Annotated in this window: 20 protein-coding genes; 11 read left to right on the top strand and 9 right to left on the bottom strand. The window is 64.1% G+C overall.

What is annotated here, in order from left to right; genetic code table 11:
• Positions 1–69: 69 nt before the first annotated feature.
• Positions 70–762: a YafY family protein gene (locus P3C39_RS25340; protein WP_063169010.1), complete on the bottom strand. Its 693-nt coding sequence runs from the start codon at positions 760–762 to the stop codon at positions 70–72.
• A 136-nt stretch (positions 763–898) separates the two neighbouring features.
• Here P3C39_RS25340 and P3C39_RS25345 point away from each other — a divergent pair, with 136 nt between their 5' ends.
• The 6 genes from P3C39_RS25345 to P3C39_RS25370 all read left to right on the top strand — a co-directional run bounded on the left by P3C39_RS25345 (position 899) and on the right by P3C39_RS25370 (position 7,883).
• Positions 899–1,993: a class I SAM-dependent rRNA methyltransferase gene (locus P3C39_RS25345; protein WP_013529577.1), complete on the top strand. Its 1,095-nt coding sequence runs from the start codon at positions 899–901 to the stop codon at positions 1,991–1,993.
• On the top strand, positions 1,990–2,847 hold the full coding sequence (locus tag P3C39_RS25350) for an RNA methyltransferase (protein WP_013529576.1): 858 nt from the start codon (positions 1,990–1,992) through the stop codon (positions 2,845–2,847). Before P3C39_RS25345 ends, P3C39_RS25350 begins: the two co-directional genes overlap by 4 nt.
• 13 nt (positions 2,848–2,860) lie before the next feature.
• A complete protein-coding gene (gene lspA / locus P3C39_RS25355; RefSeq protein ID WP_013529575.1) occupies positions 2,861–3,349 on the top strand; it encodes a signal peptidase II in 489 nt (162 codons plus the stop codon).
• 53 nt (positions 3,350–3,402) lie between these two features.
• Positions 3,403–4,392, top strand: coding sequence for an MDR family oxidoreductase (locus tag P3C39_RS25360; RefSeq protein ID WP_024502831.1), 990 nt, complete (start codon positions 3,403–3,405; stop codon positions 4,390–4,392).
• 141 nt (positions 4,393–4,533) lie between these two features.
• Positions 4,534–6,825, top strand: coding sequence for a PAS domain-containing hybrid sensor histidine kinase/response regulator (locus P3C39_RS25365; protein WP_275954516.1), 2,292 nt, complete (start codon positions 4,534–4,536; stop codon positions 6,823–6,825).
• Positions 6,826–7,007: 182 nt separating this feature from the next.
• Entirely contained in the window at positions 7,008–7,883 is an 876-nt protein-coding gene (locus P3C39_RS25370) for a GNAT family N-acetyltransferase (RefSeq protein WP_023812526.1), read from the top strand.
• 64 nt (positions 7,884–7,947) lie between these two features.
• Here the strand turns inward: P3C39_RS25370 and P3C39_RS25375 are convergent, their stop codons facing one another.
• Positions 7,948–8,580 (bottom strand): trimeric intracellular cation channel family protein, encoded by a 633-nt coding sequence (locus P3C39_RS25375; RefSeq protein WP_275954517.1) that lies wholly within the window; start codon positions 8,578–8,580, stop codon positions 7,948–7,950.
• Between the two features lie 120 nt (positions 8,581–8,700).
• Positions 8,701–9,336: a nucleotide exchange factor GrpE gene (gene grpE / locus P3C39_RS25380; protein ID WP_275954518.1), complete on the bottom strand. Its 636-nt coding sequence runs from the start codon at positions 9,334–9,336 to the stop codon at positions 8,701–8,703.
• A 242-nt stretch (positions 9,337–9,578) separates the two neighbouring features.
• On the opposite strand from grpE, the gene P3C39_RS25385 reads away from it, so the two are divergent.
• The 3 genes from P3C39_RS25385 (at position 9,579) to P3C39_RS25395 (ending at position 11,429) form a co-directional block, all read left to right on the top strand.
• Positions 9,579–9,776: a hypothetical protein gene (locus P3C39_RS25385; protein WP_024502834.1), complete on the top strand. Its 198-nt coding sequence runs from the start codon at positions 9,579–9,581 to the stop codon at positions 9,774–9,776.
• Positions 9,751–10,254: a hypothetical protein gene (locus P3C39_RS25390; protein ID WP_318014183.1), complete on the top strand. Its 504-nt coding sequence runs from the start codon at positions 9,751–9,753 to the stop codon at positions 10,252–10,254. The genes P3C39_RS25385 and P3C39_RS25390 overlap by 26 nt, the downstream gene beginning before the upstream one ends.
• Before the next feature lie 152 nt (positions 10,255–10,406).
• Positions 10,407–11,429, top strand: coding sequence for a fatty acid desaturase (locus P3C39_RS25395; protein WP_013529567.1), 1,023 nt, complete (start codon positions 10,407–10,409; stop codon positions 11,427–11,429).
• A 125-nt stretch (positions 11,430–11,554) separates the two neighbouring features.
• Here the strand turns inward: P3C39_RS25395 and P3C39_RS25400 are convergent, their stop codons facing one another.
• The 6 genes from P3C39_RS25400 to cysG all read right to left on the bottom strand — a co-directional run bounded on the left by P3C39_RS25400 (position 11,555) and on the right by cysG (position 18,155).
• Positions 11,555–13,159, bottom strand: coding sequence for a GMC family oxidoreductase N-terminal domain-containing protein (locus P3C39_RS25400; protein ID WP_275954519.1), 1,605 nt, complete (start codon positions 13,157–13,159; stop codon positions 11,555–11,557).
• 95 nt (positions 13,160–13,254) lie between these two features.
• Entirely contained in the window at positions 13,255–13,788 is a 534-nt protein-coding gene (locus tag P3C39_RS25405) for a DUF934 domain-containing protein (RefSeq protein WP_275954520.1), read from the bottom strand.
• A 172-nt stretch (positions 13,789–13,960) separates the two neighbouring features.
• Positions 13,961–14,725 (bottom strand): phosphoadenylyl-sulfate reductase, encoded by a 765-nt coding sequence (locus P3C39_RS25410; RefSeq protein WP_024502838.1) that lies wholly within the window; start codon positions 14,723–14,725, stop codon positions 13,961–13,963.
• Entirely contained in the window at positions 14,700–16,370 is a 1,671-nt protein-coding gene (locus P3C39_RS25415; RefSeq protein WP_024502839.1) for a nitrite/sulfite reductase, read from the bottom strand. Before P3C39_RS25415 ends, P3C39_RS25410 begins: the two co-directional genes overlap by 26 nt.
• Positions 16,371–16,413: 43 nt before the next feature.
• The gene (locus P3C39_RS25420; protein ID WP_013529562.1) at positions 16,414–16,707 is read right to left on the bottom strand and encodes a DUF2849 domain-containing protein; all 294 of its coding nucleotides are present in this window, start codon (positions 16,705–16,707) and stop codon (positions 16,414–16,416) included.
• Positions 16,704–18,155, bottom strand: a complete 1,452-nt coding sequence (cysG, locus tag P3C39_RS25425) for a siroheme synthase CysG (RefSeq protein ID WP_275954521.1) — start codon at positions 18,153–18,155, stop codon at positions 16,704–16,706. Before cysG ends, P3C39_RS25420 begins: the two co-directional genes overlap by 4 nt.
• A gap of 421 nt (positions 18,156–18,576) precedes the next feature.
• Here cysG and P3C39_RS25430 point away from each other — a divergent pair, with 421 nt between their 5' ends.
• Both P3C39_RS25430 and ybaL read left to right on the top strand, forming a co-directional pair.
• Positions 18,577–19,026, top strand: coding sequence for a host attachment family protein (locus P3C39_RS25430; protein ID WP_275954588.1), 450 nt, complete (start codon positions 18,577–18,579; stop codon positions 19,024–19,026).
• 221 nt (positions 19,027–19,247) lie between these two features.
• Positions 19,248–21,044 (top strand): YbaL family putative K(+) efflux transporter, encoded by a 1,797-nt coding sequence (ybaL, locus tag P3C39_RS25435; RefSeq protein WP_275954522.1) that lies wholly within the window; start codon positions 19,248–19,250, stop codon positions 21,042–21,044.
• Positions 21,045–21,085 lie beyond the last annotated feature (41 nt).

Genomic DNA, 21,085 nt, shown 5'->3' on the forward strand with positions numbered 1-21,085 from the left:
CTGCTCTCCAAGGTTCGGTGTTTCGACTTGACGAACATACGATAGGCTACTGTCAGAATATGGCAGCAGTCATCGCGAACCACGCGGCTTGTCGAGCGTCGTTCGCCATTCCTTGAGCAGCGCCTGGCGACGACGCGGATAGCGCGTGTCCATTGCTTGGAGTTCGGCGATGCGATCGGCGCGAAAATGCCGGAAATCCTGCCGCATCTCGCACCACGCCACCACCACCCGCACCTTGTCGAAGAAGCCCAGCGCAAATGGCCAGACGACGCGCTGGGACACGGCCCCGCCGGCATCGCGGTAGAGAAAGCCGAGCTTGCGCTCGTTGCGGATGGCCTGCCGCACCAGACCAAGATCGATGCCCTCGGTGGCCGCGGCAGGAGGCCCGACCAGCAGTGTGCTCGCGTCAAGATCCTCGCGCAGATCGTCGGGCAGCACGGCTGCGATCTTGGCCAACGCGTTGGCGGCGGCGGCCGAGAGACGCTGGTCCGGCTGCCTGGCGACCCAGCGCGAGCCGAGCACAATGGCTTCGATCTCCTCGTCGCTGAACATCAGCGGCGGCAGCATGAAGCCGGGCTTGAGCACATAACCCAACCCCGCCTCACCTTCGATCGGCGCGCCCTGGCCCTGCAGCGTGGCGATGTCGCGGTAGAGCGTGCGGATCGAAACGCCCGTCTCGTCGGCAAGCATGTGCCCGCTCACCGGCCGGCGATGCCGGCGCAAGCACTGTATGAGGTCGAGCAGGCGTTCGGAGCGGGACATCGAGCAGATTTGCCTGTTTCTTTGACATTGGTCCATCGCCGGCAGACATAAACCGGAGAGGCCGACCTGTCGGACTTGGTTGCGAAGCCGGTTGCCCTATGTCAAAAGCGGCCACGCCGTTCGGAGTTGCCCCCGCTTGAAGTCTTTTCGCGACAAACGCCGCGACAACCGTCCACATCCATCCGCCAAGAGTGCGGCGGACGTGTCACGCCCGCGTCCCGGCCAGGCTCCTGCCAGACCGGAAGCGCCACCGCGCGAGCGCCATGAGGCGAAGACGGAAAATCGTTCCGAACCGAACTCGGCGCCGCGCATCCTGGCCCGCCGCGAAGGCGCTCTGCCCACTGAACATCTTCCCGTGATCCTGGAAGTGGCGCCCAATGCCGATTATGCGCTGCTCGACAGCGGCACCGGCCAGAAGCTCGAACAATATGGCCCCTACCGGATCGTGCGGCCAGAGGGCCAGGCGATCTGGCAAAAGGCCTTGCCGGCAAAGGAATGGGAGCGCGCCGACGCCGTCTTCACCGGAGACACCGACGAGGAGGGGATCGGCCGCTGGCGTTTCCCGAAGCTGCCGCTCGGCGAGACCTGGCCGATGAAGCATGACGGCATCGACTATCTCGGCCGTTTCACCTCGTTTCGTCATGTCGGCGTCTTTCCGGAGCAGGCCTCCCACTGGGACCACATGGCCGGGCTGATCGCGGCGGCGAAGCGGCCGGTCAAAGTTCTGAACCTGTTCGGCTATACCGGTCTCGCTTCCTTGGTGGCGGCTCGCGCCGGTGCCGAGGTCACCCATGTCGATGCCTCGAAGAAGGCGATCGGCTGGGCCCGCGAAAACCAGGAGATGGCCGGCCTCGGCAGCAAGCCGATCCGCTGGATCGTCGACGACGCGGTGAAATTCGCCGAGCGCGAGGAGCGCCGCGGCAGCCGCTACGATATCATTCTGTTCGACCCGCCGGCCTATGGCCGTGGCCCCAAGGGCGAGGTCTGGCAATTGTTCGAGGACCTGCCCGATTTGACCGACCTCTGCCGGGCGATCCTGACGCCGAAGCCGCTCGCCGTGGTGCTGACCGCCTACTCGATCCGCGCCTCCTTCTTCGCCATCCACGCCCTGATGCGCGATACCTTTGCCGGCATGGGCGGCAAGGTTGAATCGGGTGAGTTGATCATCCGCGAAAAGTCCGCCGGCCGGGCGCTATCGACCTCATTGTTTTCGCGTTGGGTGGCTGAATGAACGAGCGGCATGCAGGCGCACCTGGCCAGGTGAAGGAGGTCACCAGCCTCGCCAATCCGCTGGTCAAGGACATCAAGGCGCTCGCTCAGAAGAAATTCCGCGACCAGCAGAACGCCTTCATGGCCGAGGGATTGAAGCTGGTCATCGATGCGCTCGATCTCGGCTGGCAGATCAGGACATTGGTTTTCGCCAAGGCCGGGCGCGGCAACGCTGCGGTGGAGAAGGTGGCCGCACGCACGGTTGCCGCAGGCGGCATGGTGCTCGAAGTGTCGGAGAAGGTGCTGGTCGCCATCACCCGTCGCGACAACCCGCAAATGGTGGTCGGCGTCTTTTCGCAAAAATTCCTCGCCTTGAAGGATGTCCGCGCTGACAATGGCGACGTCTGGGTGGCGCTCGACCGGGTGCGCGACCCCGGCAATCTCGGCACCGTCATCCGCACCGTCGATGCCGTCGGCGCCAAAGGCGTCATCCTGGTCGGCGATACCACTGATCCATTCTCCGTGGAGACGGTGCGTGCCACCATGGGTTCGATCTTTGCCGTGCCGGTGGCGAAGGCGACAACCGAGGCTTTCCTCGCCTGGCGAGGCGGGTTTTCAGGCCTCGTCGCCGGAACCCACCTGAAAGGCGCCGTCGACTACCGCTCGGTCGATTTTTCCCGCGGGCCCGTGCTGCTGATGATGGGCAACGAGCAGCAGGGACTGCCCGAAAGCCTAGCTGCGAGTTGCGACAGGCTGCTCAGGATTCCGCAAGCGGGCCGTGCCGATTCGCTCAATCTGGCCGTTGCCACCGGCATCATGCTGTTCGAGATCCGGCGCGGCGCGCTGAAGCTCGAGCCAATCCTGGACCAGCAATGAAGGTTGCCTGCCCGTGAGATCATGGTCTCCCTACGCATTGCTCGTCGTCGCGGCCATCGCGCTCGACCAGTGGATAAAATACCTGGTCGAGGCCGATCTGCCTTTTCAGGAGAAGGTTGATCTGCTGCCCTTCCTGGCGCTGTTTCGCACCTACAATACCGGCATCGCCTTCTCGATGTTCTCGTCCTTCGGCGACACCGGGCTGATCGTCATTTCGCTCGCCGTCGTTGCTTTCGTGCTGTTCCTGGCGACACGGATCGCGCCGTCCCAGATCCTTGCCCGCACCGGCTTTGCGCTGATCGTCGGCGGCGCGCTCGGCAATCTGATCGACCGCGCCGTCTACGGCCACGTCATCGACTATATCCTGTTCCACACGCCGGTCTGGTCCTTCGCTGTCTTCAACCTTGCCGACGCCTTCATTTCGGTTGGCGCGGCGTTGGTCGTCTTCGACGAGCTGGTCGGCTGGCGGCGCGAACCCAAAGCCAGTCCTTCCAAGGATTGACCCCGTGCGGCCATCGCCGCACAGTTCATGTCGTCAAGATCGCGGAGAAAGACATGTCCGAAACCTTCAAAGCCATCCTCGTTTCGCGTGACGCCGAGAAAAAGCAGTCGGTCGCCGTGACCGATCTCACCGAGGCCGACCTGATGGAAGGCGATGTCACCGTCGCGGTCGAGGCAACGACGGTGAACTACAAGGATGGCTTGGCGATCACAGGCAAGGCGCCGGTGATCCGCCGCTGGCCGCTGGTGCCGGGCATCGATTTCGCCGGCACCGTCATTTCGTCCTCGCATCCCGACTGGCGCGCCGGAGACAAGGTCGTGCTGAATGGCTGGGGCGTCGGCGAAACCCATTTCGGTGCCTATGCAGGCCGTGCCCGCGTCAAGGGCGACTGGCTGGTGCCGCTGCCGCAAGGCATCAGCCCGCATGACGCGATGGCCGTCGGCACCGCAGGATATACCGCCATGCTCTGTGTCATGGCCCTGGAGCGGCACGGCATCCTGCCCGATCGCGGCCCGGTGGTGGTGACGGGGGCAGCCGGCGGCGTCGGCTCGGTCGCGGTCTCCATCCTGTCCAGCCTCGGCTACCATGTCATTGCTTCCACCGGCCGCAATGCCGAAAGCCCCTTTCTGATGGACCTTGGCGCCGCCGAGGTGATCTCGCGCGAGGAGCTTGCCCAGCCGGCCAAGCCGCTGGCCAAGGAGCGCTGGGCCGGCGGTATTGACGCTGTCGGCAGCCACACGCTGGCCAATGTGCTCTCGATGACCTCCTATGGCGGCGCGGTCGCCGCCTGCGGGCTGGCCGGCGGCATGGACCTGCCGGCCAGCGTCGCGCCCTTCATCCTGCGCGGTGTCTCATTGCTCGGCATCGATTCAGTGATGGCGCCGAAAGCAGTCCGCCTCGAGGCATGGCGCCGCATCGGCACCGACCTCGATCTGCAGAAGCTCGCCAGCCTGTCCAGCACCATCGGGTTCGACGGCATCGTCGATGCCGCGCGCGATATCGTCGAGGGCAAGATCCGCGGCCGCGTCGTCGTGGATATGTGACTCCGCCCAACTGCCGGAAGGGCGGATGCAATCGCCAGATCTGGTGGCAAACCCGCCGCGCCTCGGCAAAAAACGCTCATCCGCTAAAATTGGAACGATCCGCCGCAATTTTCCATAAGCTCTGTCTGGCAAGAATTTCGCATGATCGCGCAATCCGGCAGCCAACAGGCGGACACTGGCGACGATGTCGATGCGGTGCTCCCGCCGGCGTCGACGCGGCGCTTCGTCGCCGCGCCGTCGCTGGTGCCCGAGCCGGAATTCTCCAGGCGCGAAGGCCTGTCCTTTCTGACATTCGTCGCCATCGTGGTGATGGCCGGGCTGGCGCACCTGACCGGGGCACCGATGTTCATCAGCGTTGCATTGCTCGCAACCGGCCTAGCCGGCCTTGCCATGCATCTGCGCGCCAGGCGCAGCGAACATCGCACCGCCGCCCTTCTTGACGAAACCACGGCCCGCAGCCGCGCCGAGATCGAGACGCTGGCCGACCGCATGTGGGAGATGCAGGAGAGCGATGAGCGCTTTCGTGGCCTGATCGACGCGCTTGGCGATCTCGTCATCCATCGCGACCGCGACGGCTACATCGTCTATGCCAACAAGGTCTTCGCCGATCTCGTCGAGATCGACCAGCGCGATCTTGCCGGCAAGACCCTGGCGGAACTCGGCATCGAGGTCGGCATGGTTCCCGATGCCGCCTTTTCCGACCATGAGTGCCTGAGTTCCACCGATGTCTCTATCAGCACGCCGAGCGGGCAGCGCTGGTTCTCCTGGATCGAACTGTCGGTGCGCGACAAGGACAGTGGCGCGGTTTCGCACCGCGCCATCGCCCGCGACATCACCGCCCGCAAACGCGCCGAGTCCTCGCTGATCACCGCACGCGAACGGGCCGAATATGCCAGCCAGGCCAAATCGCGTTTCCTCGCCACCGTCAGCCATGAAATCCGCACCCCGATGAACGGCATCATGGGCATGGCCAGGTTGCTCGCCGACACCAGCCTGTCGCCGGAGCAGCAGACCTATGTCGGCGCCGTCTCGACCTCAGCCAGCGCATTGCTTGCCCTGATCGAGGATCTTCTCGACTATTCCAAGATCGAAGCCGGGCGTTTCGACCCGGAGCCGCAGCCGATGTCGGTGCGCGAGATCGCCGACAACATCATCGAATTGCTGGCGGCGCGCGCCTTCGCCAAGGATATCGGGCTGGGTTGTCATGTCGAACCCGACGTGCCGCAATTGATCACCGCCGATCCAGGCAAGGTCAGGCAGGTGCTTCTCAACCTCATCGGCAACGCCATCAAGTTCACCGACAGCGGCGGCGTGCTGGTGAGCATTGCACGCGCACGCACCGAAACCAGCGACCGCATATGCTTTACCATCGCCGATACCGGTCCGGGCCTGCATGATGCCGACCTGGAGCGCATTTTCGAGGAGTTCGAGCAGGCCGACGGCACGTCGACACGCACACATGGCGGGGCCGGCCTCGGCCTTGCCATCTCCAGGCGCCTGGTGGCCGCCATGGGTGGCACGATCTCGGTATCCAGCCGGCTCGGCCAGGGATCCGAGTTCGTCTTCGAAGTCCCTGCGACAGCGGCCACCGAAGCGCCGCAGGGCCGCCAGAATGCTCTCTCGGGCAGACGCGTGGTGATCCTGTCGAAGAACGCCGTCGAGGCCGACGCCATCGCCCGCACCATCCGTGCCAACGGTGGCGCGGTCGACATCGCCACCACCGCCGCACAGGCCGCGCCTTTCGCCGCCGGCTGCGACGCGATCCTGGTCGATGCAGCGATGGAGGAAGGCGACGGAAGGCTGCTCAAGCGCCTGCGCCAGAGCGGTTTCTCCGACTGTGAGGCGATCACGCTGATCGCGCCGACAGATCGCGGCATGCTTGGCGAGTTCCGCGCCAGCGGCTACGCAACCTTCCTGGCCAGGCCGGTGCGCGGCGGAACACTTTTGCGTGTACTGTTGAGCAGCCATGCTCCGAGCCTCGGCCCGCCGCAGCCGGAAAAGCGCGGCGCGCCGACACTGCGCGCCGTCGGCAACCGCCAGCGCGGCCTGTCGGTGCTGATCGCCGAGGACAATGACATCAATGCCATGCTGGCCCGCGCCACGCTGCTGAAGGCCGGGCATCGCGTCAGGGTGGTCGGCAACGGCAAGGCGGCCGTCGAGGCTGTCACCGGCGCCGCGCACAAGGACCGCTTCGACGTGGTCTTGATGGATCTGCACATGCCGGTCATGGACGGGCTGGACGCGATTGCCGCCATCCGCCGCCATGAGGAAGAAAGTGCCGTGCGGCCGGTGCCGATCATGGTGCTGTCGGCCGACAGCCAGGAAAAGACCCGCCATGCGGTGTTGGCCCATGGCGCCAGCGGCTTTGTCACCAAGCCGCTCGACCCCGAGGCGCTGGTCAATGCCGTCGAGGGCCAGGTCGTCGCGGCCTGAGCTTTCCACCGCCCGTTCCGCACCGGGCGATCACTTAAACGTAGCCGGTTGATCGTATTCGCCAGCCGACGAAGTATTGCCCACGACGTCGTATCACGGTACTGTCACAATCCTGTTGCACCTACACCGTATCCCCGTGCCAAGAGGGATGGCTCGAAGGAGAATCACTCGTGCATACAGTTATGCCGGAATGTGACACTCGGCCGAACGCCAGCAGCGCCTTGCTTGCCGGACGTAACGTCGATTCCGTCATAAAGGGCGCGGCGCTGGGCCGTATAGGCAATCTTGAAGTGCGGCTCGCTCGCAACGAGGCCGAGATCGCGGCCGCGCAGGAAGTGCGCTACCGGGTGTTCTACGACGAACTTGGCGCCAGGAAGGACCTGTTCCAGGCTCATGATCGCCGTGACGCCGACCGGTTCGATCCACTCTGCGACCATCTGCTGGTTTTGGACACTACGCTTTCCGGTCCCGAACATCGCCGTATCGTCGGCACATATCGGCTGCTGCGGCAAGAAATCGCGGCCACCGCCGGCGGTTTCTATTCCGAAGGTGAATTCGAGCTGACCAAGCTCATTGCCCGTCACCCCGGCCAGCGTTTCCTGGAACTCGGCCGCTCCTGCGTCTTGCCGGAATACCGCTCGAAACGCACCATCGAGGCGTTGTGGCAAGGCATCTGGGCCTACATCAACCATTACGAAATCGGTGTGATGACCGGTTGCGCTTCTTTTCACGGCACCGTGCCGGCGGCGCATGCCGAGGCGCTCACCTACCTCGCCCACCACTGCCGCACAAATTCGGCCTGGGACGTGCGCGCGGTCTCCGGGCGCTACTGCTCGATGGACCTGATGCCGATCGAGGCGGTCAATGCCAAGGCGGCGATCGCCGCGATGCCGCCTCTGGTCAAGGGCTATCTGCGCGTCGGCGCCCGCATCGGCGATGGCTGCGTCATCGATCGCGAATTCTCGACGGTCGATGTGTTCGTTGTGATGCCGGTCAAGGAAATCGGCGCCCGCTACGTCAACTATTATGGCGGCGAAGCCCAGCGCTTCGCTGCGTGAGCCTGGCGAATAGAAAGTAGCGGGAGCTATCTCGTTCAACCCCTATTCGCTATTCGCTTCCTTTTCACAAAATATCTTCCGGCCGCCTGCCGGGCCGGCTCTTGTAGGACGGAAACGACCAGCCGAATTTGAGCGCACCACCGCGCACGACGAACGCCGCCGCAAAACCGGCAAGGTCCGAGGCGAGCGGCGGCAATCCGGCAAGATCGCCAAGTGTGTAAAGGCCGGCACCTGCAAGGGCCGCCGTGACGTAGATTTCGGGCCTGAGCAGCACCGATGGCTCGCCGGCAAGGAGATCGCGCAGAATGCCGCCGAAAGTGGCGGTGAGCACGCCGGTGATGACTGAGACGACCGGCGAGCCGGTAATCGCAAGCCCCTTGGCCGCGCCCATCACCGAAAAAGCGGCGAGCCCGATGGCGTCGAGCCAGAGCAGCCATTTCCAGCGCGATTCGACACGATGCGCGCTGAAGAAGACCAGCACCGCAACCGCGGCGCAGATCAGCACATAGCCGGAGTTGGCGACCCAGAAAACCGGCAGGTTGAGGATGACGTCGCGAAGCGTGCCGCCGCCTATCCCGGTGACGCTGGCCAGGAACAGGAAGCCGATAATGTCGAGCTGCTTACGCGAAGCCGCAAGCGCCCCCGTCGCCGCGAAGACGGCGACACCGGCATAGTCGAGAAGCGCGATGGGGTTCATTGCAGGCCAGGGGAGTAGGGGAGTAGGGCAGTAGGGCAGTATGTTTAGCACGAAGCCGCACGGAAGGTGCGATTGCCCTTTTCCCTACTGCCCTACTGCCCTACTCCCCTACTCCCCTAACTATGCATCTTTCTCAGCCTGCTCGTTTACCGGCCCCGGCTCGACCGCCGCTTCAGCGGCGGCAAACTTCGGACCGCCTTTGGCGACGCCGACCATAGCCGGGCGCAGCACGCGGTCGCCGATCGAATAGCCCGGCTGCACGACCTGGACCACGGTGTTGGCCGGGACGTCCGGATTGGGCACTTCGAACATCGCCTGGTGGAAATTGGGATCGAACTTCTCGCCTTCCGGCGCGAGCTTCTTGACCCCATGCCGTTCCAGCGCCGACAGCATGGCGCGCTCGGTGAGGTCGACGCCTTCGATCAGCGCCTTGAAGCCGGCGTCACCCGATGCCTTGGCCTCGGCGGGAATCGCATCCAGCGCGCGGCGCAGATTGTCCGACACCGAAAGCATGTCGCGGGCGAAATTCGCGACTGCGTAGGTGCGCGCATCGTGAACATCGCGCGCCGTGCGGCGACGCAGGTTTTCCATCTCGGCCGCCACGCGCAGCGCGCGGTCCTTCAGCTCTTCATTTTCCTTCAGCAACCGGACAAGGGCTTCATAGTCGCCGTCGGTGCTGCCTTCCGTGCGCTCGGCTGTGGGCTCGGTCGCCTCGACTTCATCGGGCGCGCGTTCGTCTTTTGCCTGGTCGCTCATCGCCGTTTCCCGTCAATCTCGAATGATGTGGATTTTGTGCCCGATATCGATGTTTGGCAGCCAAAAATCAAGGGGTAAGCGATTATGGAAGCCACCGGCCAAGGCCGGACAATGACGGGCAAGACGTTTCGATTTTAATTCAAATTTCACCTTAACTGCCGGCTTTGCTTGCCCCACAGGCAGGATGGGGGAACCATTCCCTTGCTGGAGGAGTTTCGAAGCCGACACAGGATTTTGAGACGATGACCCGCAACACGGGCGAAAAGGCAGAAGGGCTGGCCATCGAGGTCAGGCGCCAGTTGGGTGCCGAGGCGGTGACCCGCTTTCTACGCACCTTGCCGGCCTTCCGCACCGAGGCCGACATTCCCGACCGGCTCCGAGAACTGCTCGACCGCCTCGATGGGGCGGAGCGCGGTGACATCGGCTGGCGCCGGCGTTAACGCAACAATCGATCTTGGCAGCAAACCTCCTATCGGCAATAGCCGGGGAGAGCCGAACCATCTAAGGATAGATGTGTTGTGGTTCAAAATGGAGGACGTAGTGCGCAAGGTTTCGATCACCTCATCGTTGATGGCGCTTGTCGGCCTCGGCGCCATCACCTTGGCGGCTTTTCCGGCACAAGCAGACAATCTGCAGCTGCAATTGGGCAAACATGGCCCGCGGCTGAAGCTCATGGAAGATTGCGACCCCGCCTATGACGATTGCGAAGGCCCCCGTCGCGACGACCGGCGTGACCGCCGTCAACGAGGCTGCACGGAGGACCGGGCCCTCGACAAGGCAGACCGAATGGGCATCCGCCGCGCAAGGATAGAGTCCGTCGGCCGCCGGGAGATCACAGTCCGCGGCAGACAGGGTGGCGACCGCGTGCGCGTGACTTTTGGCACCGAGCGCGGCTGTCCCATCCTCGATCGCGAATAGCGATCGACCCCAGCGGAAAACCGACGCTCAGAATCATCAGCAGGTCGAACCGGCGGTTGGCTGGCTCGACCGCCAGGCCACGCGACAATTACGCACAGTAATTTTGCGTGATGTCGCCTTGCGGCGGCGAGGCACCCCGCCTATGCTTCCTGATGAACATGATTTCCCCTGAGACGGTCGCCAACAGCAAGCGCGCCTGGCTGAAGATTCTCGCCCGCTACAAGAAGCCTGACAGGCGGCGCAGCACCGTCGAACTCGCCATCACCCTCATTCCATTCGCCATACTCTGGGGCCTGTCCTCGGCGGCCTATGCCTATGGCCATTGGTGGGGACTGATCCTCATCCTTCCCGCGGCCGGGTTTCTGGTGCGCATCTTCATGATCCAGCACGATTGCGGCCACGGCTCCTTCTTCGCCAATCGCTACGCGGACGACTGGATCGGCCGCGCGCTCGGCATCCTGACGCTGACACCCTACGATTGCTGGCGGCGCGCCCACGCGACGCACCACGCCAGCGCCGGCAATCTTGACGAACGCGGCATGGGCGACATCCGGACGCTGACCGTTGCAGAATACCGGCAGATGTCGTGGCGAGGCCGCCTTGCCTATCGTCTCTATCGCCACCCGCTGGTGATGTTCGGGCTCGGTCCGATCTGGCTGTTCATCTTCGAGCAAAGGCTGCCCGTCGGCATGATGCGCGGCGGCCTGACCCCTTGGGTGTCGTCGATGACCACCAATCTTGGCATCGCGGTCGCAGCAGCCATCCTCATTTGGTTCGTCGGTCCCGGCGCGTTCCTGGTGGTCCACCTGCCGATCGTCATCCTCGCCGGTTCGGCCGGCATCTGGCTGTTCTATGTCCAGCACCAGTTCGAGGAAACGGAATGGGCGAAGGATGTCGACTGGGAATTCCAGCACGCTGCCTTGCACGGATCGTCCTATTACGACCTCCCGCCGGTGCTGAACTGGTTCACCGGCAACATCGGTGTCCATCACGTCCATCACCTCTCCGCCAAGGTGCCGTGCTACCGGTTGCAGGAAGTGCTGCGGGATTATCCCGAACTGCGCGACATCGGCCGTGTCACGCTGCTGGAAAGCCTGCGCTGCGTTAAACTGGCGTTGTGGGACGAGAACCGCCGCAAGCTGGTGTCGTTCCGCGAGGCACGGGCGGCGGCTTAAGCAATTCCAGCAGAGGTGGTGAACGGTTTCCAGGGAAAGCGCGTAGCGTTTCCCTGGGGCAATTGCGTCAAACCAAGAAAAACAAAACGACCGCCAGTCTATAGGCACCGCGCCTGGAGCTCCTATCAGGCAGCCCTGATCATGTCGGCGGCCTTTTCGGCGATCATGATGGTTGGCGCATTGGTGTTGCCACCAATCAGTGTCGGCATCACCGAGGCGTCCACGACACGCAAGGCTTCAAGCCCGCGCACCTTGAGTTGCGGATCGACCACCGCCATCTCGTCGACGCCCATCCGACAGGAGCCGACCGGGTGATAGACCGTGTCGGCGCGGGTACGGATATGGGTCATCAGATCGGCATCGCTTGGCTCGCCGGCGATGTGCATTTCCTTGTGCCGGTAGCGCGTCAGCGCCGGTGAAGCCAGCACCTGCCGGGTGATCCTCACGCCTTTCAACAGCAGCTCCGCATCGCGCTGGTCGCCGAGAAAGCGCGGATCGATGCGCGGCGCGGCAAGTGGATCGGCGCTGGCCAGCCCAACCTCGCCACGCGAGTGCGGCCGCAATATGCAGACATGACAGGAGAAGCCGAAGCCGTAGTGCAGCGTGCGCGCATGGTTTTCGACCAGCCCGATGACGAATTGCAGCTGCAGGTCAGGGCGCTCAAGCGCCGGGTCGGATTTGACGAAAGCGCCGCTCTCGGCCGCCGGCGAGGCGATCAGCCCGGTCCCATCCCGCCGCCACTGCGCGATATGCCGTAGGAAACCCAACGCGCCGCGCGGGCTCATGCCAAGCATATCGGTGTCCTTCGATCTCCAGCCGACGATGAAATCGAGGTGGTCCTGCAGGTTCTTGCCGACGCCCGGCAGTTCGTGGACGACGGGAACGCCATGCACGGCAAGTTCGGCCGCCGGGCCGATACCCGACAGCAACAGAAGCTGCGGCGAACCGAAGGCACCGCCACACAGGATCACCTCGCACGACGCCTGCGCCACTGCCTCGCCTTTGCGTGTCCGGTAGCGGATACCGGTGGCCCGCTTGCCGTCAAGGACGATGCCTGTGGCGTGCGCCCGCGTGATCACGGTCAGATTGGCCCGCTGCATCACCGGATGGAGATAGGCGGCGGCAGCCGAACAGCGCTCGCCATTGCGGGCGCCACCGGCGAACTGGGTCACCTGGAAATAGCCTGCGCCCTCTTGTTCCGGTCCGTTGAAATCGTCCGAGGCGCGAATCTGGTTTTCGGCACAAGCCTCTATGAAGGCCTTGGCGATTGGCCTCGGCGAGCGCTGGTTCGACACTTTCAGCGGGCCGTCCCCGCCATGCAGGGCATCAGTGCCGCGCTCATTGCCTTCGGCGCGCCGGAAATAGGGCAGCACCTCATCCCACGACCAGCCCTCACAGCCCAGATCGGCCCATTCGTCATAGTCGCTGCGATGGCCTCTGACATAGAGCATCGCATTGATGGCGCTGGAGCCGCCCAGCGCCTTGCCGCGCGGCTGGTAGCCCTTGCGGCCGCCAAGACCTTGCTGCGGCACGGTTTCGAAGGCCCAGTTGTTGATCCTGGGCCGGCCGGAAAGCATACCGATAATGCCAGCCGGAGCGCGGATCAGCATATCCCTGCCCTCACCGCCAGCTTCGATCAGGCAGACCGTTTTCGAGGGATCTTCCGAAAGCCGTGCGGCAAGCGCACAGCCGGCGGACCCACCGCCGGCTATGACATAGTCGTAACGCATGAAGACCCCTCCCCGATCATTCCGGATTTTCCATCCGGAAGCTCAAGAGAAGGCTTGAACAGGGCGTTGTAAAGACGCGCGGAATTACCGCAACGTCAGCTGCTGCGAACGCGCCGCCAGGAGTATTTCGGGCCTTTTGGTTCCGGCACGGCGGCTGGCTGGTAGTAGAGCCCCAATCCGCCGGTGCGGCCCTCCTCCAGGCGCTTCAACAGCACGGGGTTCGATATCTCGAACTCGTCGAAGCCCAGGCGCAGCATATGCGGCAGTTGGTCGACCAGTACCTGGCCCGTGGCGCGAACGGCACCTTCGAAATGGTAGCGGCCGCGCAGCAGTTCTCCCTTGGAGAAGGAGCGGCCGTCGCTGAAGGCCGGAAAGGCCAGCGCCACCAGCGACAGCTGGTCGAGCAGGTCGGCGATCTTCTCGAGTGGATCACCCGGCTGCAGCAGGACGCCGAGCCGTTCCTTGGCCGAGCGGCGCACCTCCGGATCGAGATCGAGGAAGACTTGCAACGGCAGGATGAAGCGGCCGTTGCCGGACAGCGCATCGGCGCTTTCGGCATGCGTCCACTCATCCTCCTGAAAACCCGCGGCGGTCCAGAGCCGGGTCTCCGATGTCGTCGGTCCAGTCATCAAAAAGTTCCTAAACAGTCAAACGAACCAAGGACGTGTTGAGATTCAGGTCAGGCTGCGCCGAAAATGGCGGCTTCCGAGAACCGGAGCGGAGCGTACTTGAAGTACGTGAGCACCGGAAGCGCAGGAAGCCGCCGTTTGCAGACCAGCCCCACCTGAATATCAGCATATCCTAAAGGGATGCGTCGGTCAGCGACTTCTCCAGCCCCGACAGGTGAATGCCGCACTCGGTCTTGGCATGACCGGCCCAGCGGCCGCTGCGCGCGTCCTCGCCCGGCTGCACCGGCTGCGTGCACGGGAAGCAGCCGATCGACAGATAGCCATAAGCGACCAGCGGATTTTCGCGCAGCGCATGCGCGCGCATATAGTCGGCCTGGTCCGATGTCGTCCAATGTGCCAGCGGATTGATGCGGATGCGCGGACCGACCGCCTCGAACACCGGCAGCGCTGCCCGCGTCGCGGCCTGAAAACGCTTGCGGCCAGTGAGCCAGGCACGAAATGGCGCGACACCGCGCGCCAGCGGCTCCACCTTGCGCACGTCGCAGCAGGCATCGGTATCGCTTTGGTGCAGATTGCCCGTCGGATCGATCCGTTCGAGTGCTGCTTCCTCGGGTTTGATCACCCTTATGTTGGTCAGCCCGAAATCGGCGGCGAGCGCATCGCGATAGCCGAGCGTCTCCTCGAAATGCTTGCCGGTGTCGAGGAAGATGACCGGCAGCGTCCGGTCGATCTTGGCGATCATGTGCAGCAGCACGGCCGAATCCGCGCCGAACGACGACACCGCCGCGATCTCGTCGAGGAACAGTTCGCGGGCCGAGCGTTCGATGATCTCGAGCGGCTTCAGATGACCATAGAGCGCATCGAGCCCTGCCGCTTTGGCGGCGATGCCGTCATCGACGTCTCCAATACGGTCAAGCGGCCTTGGCTTCGCCAGCATAGAGCGCCTCCTTGAACGGCGCGGGACCGACTCGGCGGTAGGCGTCGATGAATTTCTCTTGTGGGTCGAGCCGAAGGCCGAGATAGGTCTCGACGATCTGTTCGATGGCGTCGGTGATCTCTTCCGAAGAGAAGCCGCGGCCGATGATCTCGCCGACCGAGGTGTTCTCGTCGGCCGAGCCGCCCAGCGTCACCTGATAGAGTTCGGAGCCCTTCTTCTCGACGCCGAGGATGCCGATGTGGCCGACATGGTGATGACCGCAGGCGTTGATGCAGCCGGAGATCTTCAGCTTCAGTTCGCCGATCTCGCGCTGCCGCTCAAGCGAGGCGAAGCGGCGCGAGATTTCCTGCGCGATTGGGATCGAGCGCGCCGTGGCCAGCGCGCAGTAGTCGAGGCCCGGGCAAGCGATGATGTCCGATATCAGGTTGGAATTGGCCGTGGCCAGGCCGATGCCGACCAGCGCATCATAGACCGCCTTGAGGTCGGCGCGGGCCACATGCGGCAGGATCAGGTTCTGCTCATGGCTGACACGCAGCTCGTCAAAGCCATATGTCTCGGCGATGTCGGCAATTGCGTCCATCTGGCTGTCCGAGGCGTCGCCGGGCACCTCGCCGATGCCCTTCAGCGAGATCGTCACCGCCGCATAATCGGGATGGCGGTGCGTCACGACATTCTGGTCGAGCCACTCCGAGAACCCCTTGGAATCGAGCCGCGCCAGCTTGACCGCCTGGTCGCCTTCCAGCCGCTCAGCGAGTGCCGGTGGCGCGAAATAGGCCTCGATGGCGCGGATATCGGCTTCCGGCAGCTTCAGCTGGGCGTCTTTCAACTCTTGCCACTCGGCCTCGATTTGGCGGGTGATCTCCTCGACGCCGGTCTCATGGACGAGGATCTTGATGCGCGCCTTGTACTTGTTGTCGCGGCGGCCATAGAGGTTGTAAACGCGCAGGATCGCCGTGCAGTAGGACAAAAGGTCGGCTTCCGGCAGGAAGTCGCGAATCTTGCGGGCAACCATTGGCGTGCGGCCCTGGCCGCCGCCGATATAGACGGCGAAACCGAGTTCGCCGGCGGCGTTCTTCCTCAGGTGCAGGCCGATGTCGTGGGTCTGGATGGCGGCGCGGTCGCGCTCGGCCCCCGTCACCGCGATCTTGAACTTGCGCGGCAGGAACGAGAATTCCGGATGCACCGACGACCACTGGCGCAGGATTTCCGCGTAGGGACGCGGATCGGCGACCTCGTCGGCGGCAGCGCCGGCGAAGTGGTCGGCGGTGACGTTGCGAATGCAATTGCCGCTGGTCTGGATGGCGTGCATCTCCACGCTTGCGAGATCGGCCAGGATCGCCGGAATGTCCGACAGCGCCGGCCAGTTGAACTGGATGTTCTGGCGCGTGGTGAAATGGCCGTAGCCCTTGTCGTATTTGCGGGCGATGTGGCCGAGCATGCGCAGCTGCTTGCCGTTCAGCGTGCCATAGGGTACCGCGATGCGCAGCATGTAGGCATGCAGCTGCAGATAGACGCCGTTCATCAGCCTCAATGGCCGGAACTGGTCCTCGGTGATCTCGCCGGCAAGACGGCGCTGCACCTGGTCGCTGAACTCGGCGACGCGGGCCTGGACAAAATCGTGGTCGAACTCATCGTAACGGTACATGCTTGGTCTTTCAGGGCGCGTCCGCCCATGCCTGGTGTCTTGGTTATGCTGCCCGCGCAGCCTGCTTGCCGAGATCGTTGCGGATGGTCGGGCCGGCGGCGCGGATCTTCTCGCGCAGCCGCACCGGTTGGACGACGCCGTTGACGACTTCAGCGTCGATCAAATTGACGTCGACCACTTCGTTGGCGGCATAGGCCTTGGCGCCGATCGCCTCGAGCCTGTCATCGGCTGCCTTGTCATGGGCGAGGTCGGCATGATCCACCGTCTCGGCCCAGCCGCCATCGGCGTACCAGACGGCGATGCCGTCGGTGAGGCGGTTGGCGGTCAGTATCTTCATTGCTGAACTCCTTCGGCGACCGAACTGGACGCGCCTTCATGCCTGTGTGCCGCCAGCGGCTCGGACCGTTCAAAGTTGGCGCCGGCGACCGCATCGCCGATGATGGTCATGACCGGACCGGAAAGATCGGCGCGCGCTTCCAGCGACGGCAGGTCGGCAAGCGTGCCGTGGAAGCGCCGCCGGTTGGCGAGGCTGGCATTCTCGACCACGGCCACCGCAGTGTCCGGCGACAGGCCGGCCTCGATCAGCCGTCCGGCAACCTCGGCCGCCACCGAGCGGCCCATATAGACGGCGACGGTAGCGCCGGAAATCGCGAGCTTGGCCCAGTCGGGCAGCGAATTGCCCTTGAGGTCGTGGCCGGTGGTGAACACCATCGACGAGGAGACACCGCGCAAGGTCAGCGGCAGTTCGAAATCGGCGGCGGCGGCAAAGGCCGCGGTGACGCCCGGGACCACCTCATAGGCGATGCCGGCGTCGCGAAGTGCCGCCATCTCTTCGCCGGCCCGGCCGAACACCAGCGGATCGCCAGACTTCAGCCGCACGACACGCTTGCCTTCACGGCCAAGCTCGACCAGCAGCGCATTGATCTCAGCCTGGCTCTTGGTGTGGCAGCCCTTGCGCTTTCCGACCGGCAGGCGCTCGGCATCGCGGCGACCCATGGCAACGACCGCCTCGGGCACAAGGGCGTCATGGACGATGACATCGGCTTCCATCAGCAGACGATGGGCTCGCAAGGTCAATAGATCCTCGGCGCCCGGACCGGCGCCAACCAGCGCGATGTGACCGCAAGCGGGCGTGTTCGACAGCAGAAGATCGACGGCGGCGTCATGCGCCTGCGAAAGCTGGCCGGCTTCAGCCGCGCGCGCAGGAGCGCCAGCGAAGAAATCATGCCAGAAGCGGCGGCGGGCATTGCCTCTCGGCAGCAGCTTCTCGGCAGCCCCGCGAAACGAAGCTGCAAGAATTGCCAGCGGCCCGAGCGACGGCGACAGCATGCGGTCGATGCGGCCGCGCAACATCTGGGCAAGCACCGGGCCTGCACCCTCGGTGCCGATGGCGATGGCCACCGGCGCGCGGTTGACCAGCGCCGGGGTGAAGAAATCGCAAAGCTCAGGCCGATCGACGGCATTGACCGGAATGCCTAGGCGGCGCGCATCCGCGGCCACCCGGCGGTCGAGTTCCTCGTCGCCGCTGGCGGCAAACACCATGACCGCGCCTTCGAGCTGCGACGCCTCGTAAGTCGCGGCAAAATGCGTCGCGCCGGCCTGGGCGACGAAGGCGAGCAGGTCGGGCTCGGCATGTTCCGCGATGATCCGCAGGACCGCGCTCGACTGTCCGATCAGCCGCGCCTTGGCCAGCGCCTCTTCGCCGCCCCCGACGATGGCCACAGCTTCGCCCTCAACCCGCATGAACACAGGGAACGCGTTGAGCTTGGGAGCAGTGTGCGACATGGACGCGAGCGGAATCCTCAATGAGCTTGCAGTTCTACGCGCGAGCGCGAGAAACCAGAAGGAACGCACTCGCGCATCCCTTATCGGGATGCAATTGCTTTTCTGAAAGCATCCCGGCTAAGAGAAAAATATTTCTCATTTACAGATAGAGCGGATTCAAGCTGCTGTCGCAGGCCTTGATTTGTGGCTCTTTTAGCGCCCGGCGAGAAAAGCCGCAAAACTGTTTTTTCTAAATTCTACCAAGTTAGTAGATTAAAGTCGCGACCTCGGGATAGCCAGAATGTCCAACGCCGACGTGGCTGCCGACTGGAACATTACCGGCTCGAGGTGCGTTCTCAAAAGGCCCGTCATGTCGGATCGAAATCCGGCTGCGGAATGCCAACTAAAGGTCGCCACGCGGCTAAAAAGGAGCCCTGTCATCATGAACACAATCATACTCAAGCACGGTATCTGGGTGATCGTGGCCGATGGCGAGAAGGCGCTTTTCCTCAGGAACGCCGGTGACAACAAATATCCGAATCTCGAGGTGGTGCAGGAAATGCAGCAGGACAACCCGCCCACCCGCGAGCAAGGCAGTGACAGCCCCGGCCGATACAGTGATGGTCCCTCCGTACACCGCAGCGCAGTCGAGGATACGGACTGGCACCGCATCGGCAAGGAGCGTTTTGCCGATGAAATCGCCGCCCGGCTCTACAAGCTCGCGCATGACGGCGAGTTCAGCGAGATCGTGCTCGTCGCGCCGCCGGTGGTGCTTGGGACAATACGCAAAAAGCTGCACAAGGAGGTCGGGGACAAGGTGACCGCCGAAATTCCCAAGACATTGACCAACCATGCCATACCGGAAATCGAGGCCTTGCTGCGGGCAGCCTGATCATTGTCGATCGGCCCTGACGAATCGAGACGAATAGCTCCGCACAAATTCCGATCCGGCCGGCAGCTTCTCAGCTGCCGGTCAAATATTTGCGCCAGCGCCGTCGATTTCACGGCTTTGCGGGTTGCATCGCCGACATACCATCCACCATATTGCAAACAGGCGGCGGCCTTGGGCGGCGCTCATCCAACATCGCTGACTTGAAAGGCGCTCCATAGACAATGCCGCATGACACGCCCCTTATCGCCACCATCGTCGCCGGTCTGGGGCTGGCTTTCGTCTTCGGGGCTCTCGCCAACCGCTTCCGCATTCCGCCCCTGGTCGGTTATCTCATAGCCGGCGTGCTGGTCGGGCCGAACACGCCCGGCTTCGTCGCCGATGCCGGGCTTGCCAACGAACTGGCCGAAATCGGCGTCATCTTGCTGATGTTCGGCGTCGGGCTGCACTTCTCGCTCAAGGATCTGCTGTCGGTGCGTGCCATCGCCGTGCCGGGCGCCATCGTCCAGATCGGCTTTGCCACCGCGCTTGGCGCTGGTCTTGCCTGGATGCTCGGCTGGTCGATGGGCGCGGGGCTGGTGTTCGGCCTGGCGTTGTCGGTCGCCTCGACCGTGGTGCTGCTGCGTGCCCTGCAGGAACGGCGGATGATCGAGACCGAGCGCGGCCGCATCGCCGTCGGCTGGCTGATCGTCGAGGATCTGGCCATGGTGCTGGCGCTGGTGCTGCTGCCGGCGCTCGCTGGCGTGCTCGGCGGCCAGGAGCAGGCCGACGCCCATGCCAGCGGCCTGCTGTCGCTGCCGGCCAGCTACGGCATCTGGGGCGTCGTCGGCATCACACTGGCCAAGGTCACCGCTTTCGTCATCGTCATGCTGGTGGTCGGCCGCCGGGTCATTCCCTGGATCCTGCACTATGTCGCCCATACCGGCTCGCGCGAACTGTTCCGGCTGGCGGTTCTGGCCATCGCGCTCGGCGTCGCCTTCGGTGCGGCCAAACTGTTCGGTGTCTCGCTGGCGCTGGGCGCCTTCTTCGCCGGCATGATCATGAGCGAATCCGAACTCAGCCACCGCGCGGCGGAAGAATCGCTGCCGCTGCGCGATGCCTTCTCCGTGCTGTTCTTCGTCTCGGTCGGCATGCTGTTCGACCCGTTCAGCCTGATCAGCAATGGTTGGCCGATCCTGGCGACGCTCGCCATCATCATCATCGGCAAATCACTGGCCGCGTTCGCCATCGTTGTTGCCTTCGGCTATCCCATCGCCACGGCGCTGATAATCTCGGCAAGCCTCGCCCAGATCGGCGAGTTCTCCTTCATCCTGGCTGAACTCGGCGTCGGGCTGAAGCTGCTGCCGGAACAGGGCCGCGACCTCATTCTGGCCGGTGCGATCCTGTCGATCGTCCTCAACCCGCTGATGTTCCTGGCCATCGACTGGATGAAGCCATGGCTGGAACGGCGCGCCGCCAGGACGGCACCACCGGTCGAGGCAAAACCGGTTGGTCCAGCGACGGAGCCGGGCCAGGTGGCCTCTGTCGCGGCAGCGGCGAAAAAGGAGGACGGGCCGCCGCCAAAGACGACACTCACCGGCCATGCCATCCTGATCGGCTACGGCCGTGTCGGTGGCCTGGTCGGCTCGGCGCTGAAAGGCGCGGCAATGCCCTTCCTGGTCATCGAGGACGCCGACAAGACGCTGGCGAAGCTGAAAGCGGACAGCGTCGAGACCGTCGCCGGCAATGCGGCCAATGCCGAAGTGTTCGCCGCCGCCAATCCCGAGGGCGCCAGCCGGCTGATCCTTGCGATCCCCAATGCCTTCGAAGCCGGCCAGATCGTGCTCCGCGCGCGCGCCGCCAATCCCGCTATCAACGTCATCGCCCGTGCCCATTCCGATGCCGAGGTCGAACATCTCAAGGGTTTGGGCGCCGATACGGTGATCATGGGCGAGCGCGAGATTGCGCGCGGGATTGTGGAAGAAGTTCTCGGTTCCAAACCGGGGTTGAGGCGCGAAACCGCCGAGCCGTCGGTGGCCTGAGTCCCAAAGCCCAAGCTGCACTCTCGCACGCTGGCAACGTG

The sequence above is a fragment of the Mesorhizobium sp. XAP4 genome, assembly GCF_029269325.1.
In the GTDB taxonomy this organism is placed as follows: domain Bacteria; phylum Pseudomonadota; class Alphaproteobacteria; order Rhizobiales; family Rhizobiaceae; genus Mesorhizobium; species Mesorhizobium ciceri.

Excerpts from the sequence above, each read along its gene's own strand:
- P3C39_RS25340 (WP_063169010.1), bottom strand. The coding sequence starts at position 762 with ATGTCCCGCTCCGAACGCCTGCTCGACCTCATACAGTGCTTGCGCCGG.
- P3C39_RS25350 (WP_013529576.1), top strand. The coding sequence starts at position 1,990 with ATGAACGAGCGGCATGCAGGCGCACCTGGCCAGGTGAAGGAGGTCACC.
- P3C39_RS25360 (WP_024502831.1), top strand. The coding sequence starts at position 3,403 with ATGTCCGAAACCTTCAAAGCCATCCTCGTTTCGCGTGACGCCGAGAAA.
- P3C39_RS25365 (WP_275954516.1), top strand. The coding sequence starts at position 4,534 with ATGATCGCGCAATCCGGCAGCCAACAGGCGGACACTGGCGACGATGTC.
- P3C39_RS25370 (WP_023812526.1), top strand. The coding sequence starts at position 7,008 with ATGCCGGAATGTGACACTCGGCCGAACGCCAGCAGCGCCTTGCTTGCC.
- P3C39_RS25375 (WP_275954517.1), bottom strand. The coding sequence starts at position 8,580 with ATGAACCCCATCGCGCTTCTCGACTATGCCGGTGTCGCCGTCTTCGCG.
- grpE (WP_275954518.1), bottom strand. The coding sequence starts at position 9,336 with ATGAGCGACCAGGCAAAAGACGAACGCGCGCCCGATGAAGTCGAGGCG.
- P3C39_RS25385 (WP_024502834.1), top strand. The coding sequence starts at position 9,579 with ATGACCCGCAACACGGGCGAAAAGGCAGAAGGGCTGGCCATCGAGGTC.
- P3C39_RS25395 (WP_013529567.1), top strand. The coding sequence starts at position 10,407 with ATGAACATGATTTCCCCTGAGACGGTCGCCAACAGCAAGCGCGCCTGG.
- P3C39_RS25400 (WP_275954519.1), bottom strand. The coding sequence starts at position 13,159 with ATGCGTTACGACTATGTCATAGCCGGCGGTGGGTCCGCCGGCTGTGCG.
- P3C39_RS25405 (WP_275954520.1), bottom strand. The coding sequence starts at position 13,788 with ATGACTGGACCGACGACATCGGAGACCCGGCTCTGGACCGCCGCGGGT.
- P3C39_RS25410 (WP_024502838.1), bottom strand. The coding sequence starts at position 14,725 with ATGCTGGCGAAGCCAAGGCCGCTTGACCGTATTGGAGACGTCGATGAC.
- P3C39_RS25415 (WP_024502839.1), bottom strand. The coding sequence starts at position 16,370 with ATGTACCGTTACGATGAGTTCGACCACGATTTTGTCCAGGCCCGCGTC.
- P3C39_RS25420 (WP_013529562.1), bottom strand. The coding sequence starts at position 16,707 with ATGAAGATACTGACCGCCAACCGCCTCACCGACGGCATCGCCGTCTGG.
- cysG (WP_275954521.1), bottom strand. The coding sequence starts at position 18,155 with ATGTCGCACACTGCTCCCAAGCTCAACGCGTTCCCTGTGTTCATGCGG.
- P3C39_RS25430 (WP_275954588.1), top strand. The coding sequence starts at position 18,577 with ATGAACACAATCATACTCAAGCACGGTATCTGGGTGATCGTGGCCGAT.
- ybaL (WP_275954522.1), top strand. The coding sequence starts at position 19,248 with ATGCCGCATGACACGCCCCTTATCGCCACCATCGTCGCCGGTCTGGGG.